Raw genomic sequence first — 5,806 nt, forward strand, 5'->3', positions numbered from 1 at the left:
ATGCCGCCCATCGAACAACCCCTCCAGCCCCTTGCGCTTGATCATCACCGGCTACCCGTTTGATAGGCTCGCTACTTTATCCGATTCGCCGAGCATATTTGCACCAGAGCCTCCGCTTTGATGGCAATGCGCTTGTCAATGCGGCAGGCAGGAGCGTGGACGATCTGGCCGACGATCCATCCCTGATGCGTCTGCCTGATTTCGCCAGCCTGACACAACCGGCCCGGCGCAGGATGGTGGTGGACTGGCTGGATGCGCATGGTCAGGACACGCAATACCGGTTCGGCACGTTTGAGCACTCGATGGCGTCGGTGCTGAAGAGTGCCGCCCTGTCCCGTGGAGAAGCCGCCCCGCAGCCGTATGCGACTCACGAAACATTGGGGGCGGCGTTCGTTGCACTGGCGCGGCAGTGGCCCTCGCCGGACAGTACCCTGATTGATCCGAAAATCCTGTTCGCATTGCATCTGGTCAAGACCCATGGCATTGAGCTGCATGGCCCGTCGCCGTCGCGCAGCCAGCGACAAACGGACCGGCCGACCGGCCGTGCTGCTTGACGCCATCTACTTTGCCAACGCAAACCCTCTGGCGAGGGCTGCGGTAGAGGCTGGGGAGAACGTTCAGAGCGTGGCCCAACGGTTCGGCGTTACCGGCGAGGGAGCTCGGGCAACGCTTGAGTTAACGTCGGTGCGTGGCCCGGCAGGCGCTGCGGTAGAGGCCGGGGAGAATGTCCAGAGCGTCGCCCAGCGGTTCGGCATCACCCGAGAGGGCTCTCTGATCGCGCTTCAGTGATTCGCGCGTCGTGCTGAATGAACGTAGGAGTGCGAATTGGATGTCGTTTCTGACGATGCCGGCATCCTGATCGTTTGACGGTTGCCCTGCCGCGCGACCTGTGATTCCAATGGAACGGACCTTCAGCTGTAGGCCGTGGCCGCCGCCCTCTTCGGGCGGCCAGGAAGGCATTCAATAAATATCAACGCGCTCGCGCTTTGCCGCGTCGTTCCCTGTCGCGACCCGATTCATCATCTGCTCATTGTTGTCGCGACACATTCGGCCGGGACTACCCGCAGCGCGCGTGCTGGTCCCCAAGCCATGATGCGCGAATGCTGAACCCATGGAGAACGGGCAGGAGCGTCATGGTGGTCCTGAGATGGGCGACTAGATCGTGGCGGCGGACGGTCTGCGCCCATCTCCAATTAACATTAATGCTTCAGAATATGCGGTCCAACAGGACGGCAACACATTTTCGAGAAATGTAGGCGCCCTAGCCGAAATCAGGCGAAAACAAGCGTCTTCTATTACCGAGCTAGGCTCGTTGCCTCAAGTATTTTGCTACCTGTCAGACGGCTGGCGGGAGCGACTTATGACGAGGCTCAGCATGACAATAAGATGGGAACTGACTGAGGCGGCTGGCCAGCGGTACCGGCGGTCTGGAAGATGCGATAAGCGCCGGATCTTGGACGAGTTCATCCAATTGACGGGCTATCACCGCAAACATGCGATACGCGTGCTGTCCCGGGAGTCACTGCCACCCAGGGACAAGCCGGGTCCACAGCGTCGCTATGACGATGACGTGCGTATTCCACGCAAATCGAGCAGCCGTTTCACGGCAGAGCGAGCGGACATTCCACGCGAAAACCGAGCAGAGATTCCACAGCAAGGCGAGCGCTGCGGACGTGGCGACGCGGGGTAAGCTCTTTTACTCCTTCGCGGCGTCGGCGGTCAAACCGTTTCGGCGCTTTCGCATCGATTCGCCTGAGAGCGTGAAGCGATGTGCATTGTGAACCAGCCTGTCAAGGATGGCATCAGCGAGCGTCGGGTCCCCGATGGCGGCATGCCAGCTGTCGACCGGACTCTGGCTGGTGACGATCGTCGAGCGTCGGCCATGCCGGTCGTCGAGCACCTCGAGAAAGCGCGGCCCCGAATGGCGGCAGGGTGTCTATAACTGGTTAGCGTGGGATCTATGAGTTCACGAAATATTTAGACCCGTAGCGGCTGCCGCGTCCGACAACCCGACTCCCATGCTGGTGTAGAGGCGGATGAAAAAATCCCACCTCGACTCCCCGGGCTGATGTAGCGCAGCCAAGGGTATCCTGGCGACGCTGATGGCGTTTGTGACGTTCATTCCTTCACTTATGAGGCGCTCCGCGTGATCCCGTCTCGTCTCGCCGGTTTTTGCGCCATGCCCGGTCCTCCGCGCTGCAAGTTCCGGTTCGGTACCCTCAGACAAAAGACGATTGAAGTAAACCATCGGACTTTCGTTTGGTTTGCGGCTGGAAGCGAAACTTGCGGCCCTGGCAAAACCTGGGCTGGCTTTGCTCATGTTCACCTTGGCTTCCCTGTCAAGATAACGATTATTGTGGGCCCACACTTCGCCAGGAAGATGGCCAATATCACTCGCCTTATCTGAAGAACGGGTACCAGCCCAATGATTGGCGATCACACGGGCGGCTTCATCGACAGGGATGCGTGACCGCTGTATTCCCCAGGTCCGCTGAAAGGCCGACCGGAGTCGACCAGGTGTCGATGGCGATATCACTTTCGATAGCACCTCCATGGCGCCTGACAGCTTGCCTTCGGGCTGCGGAACTGGACTGGGACAGTCGGTGGCCGTGGACAACCGGATGCCGGCCGTGCCGGCGTGGCCAGCGGATTGCATAGCCGGGTCTGCGTGGCTGGTGCCGACGCTGGAATCGATTTTCATGAGGGCGGAAATCTAAAGAAGTTGACGGTTGCATTGTCGGCGCCACAATCTGATGTGATGGACGACTCCCGCTAAGTGGCAAGGGATTGTGCCATTAGTGGATAAGCCGTGATATCCACGTCAAAGGAGGCGTTCATCATGAACATAGCGACTGTTGGACTGGACCTGGCCAAAAATGTGCTGCAGGCTCAGACGCGCAGATGTACTTCGGTATTTCGCCACGCGTTGCAATGCGCGGTCACCGGTACCGGTGCTCGGGAGGTCGGTGACATGCGGATGCCCCGCGTCGGTGCGACGAATAATGTTGTCGTTCGGCATGAACTTGGACTCATCGGGGATGTAGACAGCCCCACTGTACCGGTGCAGGAACGCGTCGTGAACGGACGTCCGCAACGGACGGCGCCTCGCCGCAACCGTAACCCCTGGCGGGCACCCAATTTCTCCATGGCTAAACATCTCAATAACCTCATTGAGCAGGACCATCGCAACATCAAGTCCCGGACCCAGGTCATGCTCGGGTTCAAACGTTTCAGGAATGCCGCGATCATGATCGCAGGCATCGAGTTGATGCATTGCATTCGCAAGGGCCAATTCTGTCTGGCCGGGTTGCTTCTCAAAGAGGCCACTGCACCCGCAGTCTGGAATGCAGCCCTCTCCACGCAATAAGGCATCCTGATCGATTGTCAATCGAATTCGATCATTAACGACGCCCTTCGGCGTGAAGGGCCTGCGCGACTGGACGCTCAGGGCGCCCGGGCAGGGCCGCGCCATTCCCGCGCGTGCCAGCCAGCTACGCCTGTATGCGCTGCTCAGGAGGCTCGAGGCGCGCCTGCAGACCTGCCCGGCCCGCATCACCGGGGTGCAGGGCGTGCGCATCATGCGTCTGGTCGCGCTGCTCTCGGTCATGCCTGCGGGCGGTTATGCCATCATCATGCCCTTCGGGGTGAGGGGACTGCGTGACTGGGCGCAGGTGATGTCAGGCGGTGCGATGCCCGGCACGCGGCAGTCCGGCCCGGTGCCGCAGGGGCGGCCCATGCCACGACCGGTGCCGGCCTTCGTGCCCGGTGCCGCTGCCCGCATGCCTGCGCGGCGCCCGGTGCTCGGGGTCGCGGCCTGTACCCTGGGGGCGCTGGGGTGCCTCGCCTGGCTCATGGCGCGCGAAACCGGGCTGCCCGCCCGGGACGTGGTGCCCGTCAGGTCCGCGCCGGTGAGCGCCGCCGCATCTGTTTCCCGGCTGGTGGATACGGACGTGCCCGCGAGCGCCGCTCCGCAGCTCTCCACCGCCCGGCTGGCGACGATTCCGCCCGCGCACGCGGCACCGCTCCAGCCGCGCCTGCACGCGGGCACGCACGCCGTGCGTCACGTGAGCTCCGCCCGCGCGCTGCACCCGTCCGCGCACGCAGCGCTGCGCCATCCACACCCCCACGCCGGCACGCACGTCACGCATTACGTGAGTCCCGTCCGCGCACCGCGCCTGCCGGCAGGCGCGCCACCGCGCGATCCGGACCTGCCCGGATGGCTGCCGGACGATTCCCCGGCACCCGGCGACGATCCGGCGCTCACTGGCGCCACCCGCCACGCGCCTCGCCCGGGCGGCTCACCGCCCTCACCGGGCGACGCCACCGGATGGGCCAGTCGCCTGACCCAGCGCCGCCTTACCGAAATCCCCGATGCGTTCGGGCCTTGACAGTACGCGTGGCCATGCTGGCCTATATGAACGCCTCCCGTTTGCGAAGGTTTTCGTATGTTCCGACTGACAGGATGGGTTGCAGCTCTATATCCGGGCTTGTTGCAACCTGTAGCGGTGCGGCCCACTATGAAATCCGCTGACTCACACCTCGTTCTCCGCGCGAACTCGAAGTTCTTGCCAGCATTCAGGTTTAGCGAGTCCCGGTCCAACCTGTTTTGTCATCACTACGATTGCCAGCACGAGTCAGAGTGGTTTCGTACTCACGTAACTTTTTTCGTACGGTCTGTTATGCGCCAGAATCGCCCAGATCGTGCGCGCCATCTTGTTCGCCTGCGCGACGATTGCCACATTCATCGGCCGGCGTTTCCTGATCTGATCAAGCCATGCTCCCGGCTCTTTCGCATGGAAGAGCACGCTACGAGCGCCGTGAATGAGCAGCGTACGCAGATAGGCGTCTCCGCGCCTGCTGATGCCGAGCAACTGTAGCTTGCCGCCCGAACCTGTCTGCGCGGGTACCAGCGCGAGCCACGCGGCAAATTCCCGACCGCAGCGGAAAGCCTTCGCGTTACCCATCGTTGCGACAGCGGCAGTCGCAGTAAGCAGGCCGACGCCAGGAATTGCAGCGATTGCCTTGCATGCCTTGTCTTGTCTCATCCACGCCTGCAGACGCTTTTCAATCTCAGCAATCTTTCTGTCCAGATCTGTCAGCCCGCTCCACTGCTCGCGCAGCGTGTCGATCAATATCGCTGGCAAGCGATCTGTCAGCCGCTCCAATACGTCAGGCATCGCCTTATCGAGTGCCGCTCTAGTGTTGCGAGTTAGAAATTCGTTTCATTATTCGATTTTGCTGCCAGCTACTACACGCAGCAATTTATTCAATGAATTTCTAACTCACAACACTAGGTTGGGAGGGAAACCGGCGGAAAAGGCAGAAATTCCCGAACTCGCCCGGCCCGTAACCGCCGCGCTGCACTCGCGCAAAGGCTGTGCTGCCTGGCAGCAGTGGACAGCTGAACTGGCCGGCATCTTCGCTCCCTGATCAGGATACCTGATCTTATCGACAACGTTGACCCGAACTCGTCAACTTGACAATGCCTCCACCGCAATGCCCCGCATCATCGCGAAATTAGCGAAGACTATCTGTGCAGCAGGTGGCGGATTACGCTCCGGTGCGTGCAATTGCGGAAAGCCCGGTACGCCGGCTTCGCCGGGTGCTTACAGTGGGATTGTCAAAAACCTTTTCCATTGCCGCGGCCCGGATTTTTCTGGACACAGATTTGCTGTAAAGCAGCTGTCCAGAAAAGGGCTCTGGTGCAAATATGCTCGGCGAATCGGATAAAGTAGCGAGCCTATCAAACGGGTAGCCGGTGATGATCAAGCGCAAGGGGCTGGAGGGGTTGTTCGATGGGCGGCAT

Annotated in this window: 4 protein-coding genes and 3 pseudogenes; 3 read left to right on the plus strand and 4 right to left on the minus strand. The window is 61.2% G+C overall.

Going from position 1 to position 5,806, the window contains the following annotated elements; genetic code table 11:
• Positions 1-155 precede the first annotated feature (155 nt).
• On the plus strand, positions 156-554 hold the full coding sequence (locus HV796_RS39835) for a hypothetical protein (RefSeq protein ID WP_175233237.1): 399 nt from the start codon (positions 156-158) through the stop codon (positions 552-554).
• Between the two features lie 1,142 nt (positions 555-1,696).
• Here the strand turns inward: HV796_RS39835 and HV796_RS39840 are convergent.
• Positions 1,697-1,906 (minus strand): annotated as a pseudogene (locus HV796_RS39840) (ATP-binding protein); the annotation flags it as partial.
• Positions 1,907-1,966: 60 nt separating this feature from the next.
• Positions 1,967-2,440 carry a hypothetical protein gene (locus HV796_RS43665; RefSeq protein WP_217478193.1) on the minus strand — a complete coding sequence of 158 codons (474 nt, stop codon included), beginning with the start codon at positions 2,438-2,440 and terminating at the stop codon, positions 1,967-1,969.
• Positions 2,441-3,151: 711 nt separating this feature from the next.
• Here HV796_RS43665 and HV796_RS39850 point away from each other — a divergent pair.
• Together HV796_RS39850 and HV796_RS39855 are read left to right on the plus strand one after the other, a co-directional pair.
• A pseudogene (locus HV796_RS39850) lies at positions 3,152-3,367 on the plus strand (DDE-type integrase/transposase/recombinase); the annotation flags it as partial.
• A 52-nt stretch (positions 3,368-3,419) separates the two neighbouring features.
• Positions 3,420-4,388 (plus strand): hypothetical protein, encoded by a 969-nt coding sequence (locus tag HV796_RS39855; RefSeq protein ID WP_175233239.1) that lies wholly within the window; start codon positions 3,420-3,422, stop codon positions 4,386-4,388.
• 246 nt (positions 4,389-4,634) lie between these two features.
• Here HV796_RS39855 and HV796_RS39860 read toward each other — a convergent pair.
• A pseudogene (locus tag HV796_RS39860) lies at positions 4,635-5,201 on the minus strand (IS110 family RNA-guided transposase); the annotation flags it as partial.
• A gap of 349 nt (positions 5,202-5,550) precedes the next feature.
• A partial coding sequence (locus HV796_RS43670; RefSeq protein ID WP_217478194.1) for a hypothetical protein occupies positions 5,551-5,806 on the minus strand: 256 nt, incomplete at its 5' end.

This window comes from Paraburkholderia humisilvae (genome assembly GCF_902859855.1).
GTDB classification, from domain to species: domain Bacteria; phylum Pseudomonadota; class Gammaproteobacteria; order Burkholderiales; family Burkholderiaceae; genus Paraburkholderia; species Paraburkholderia humisilvae.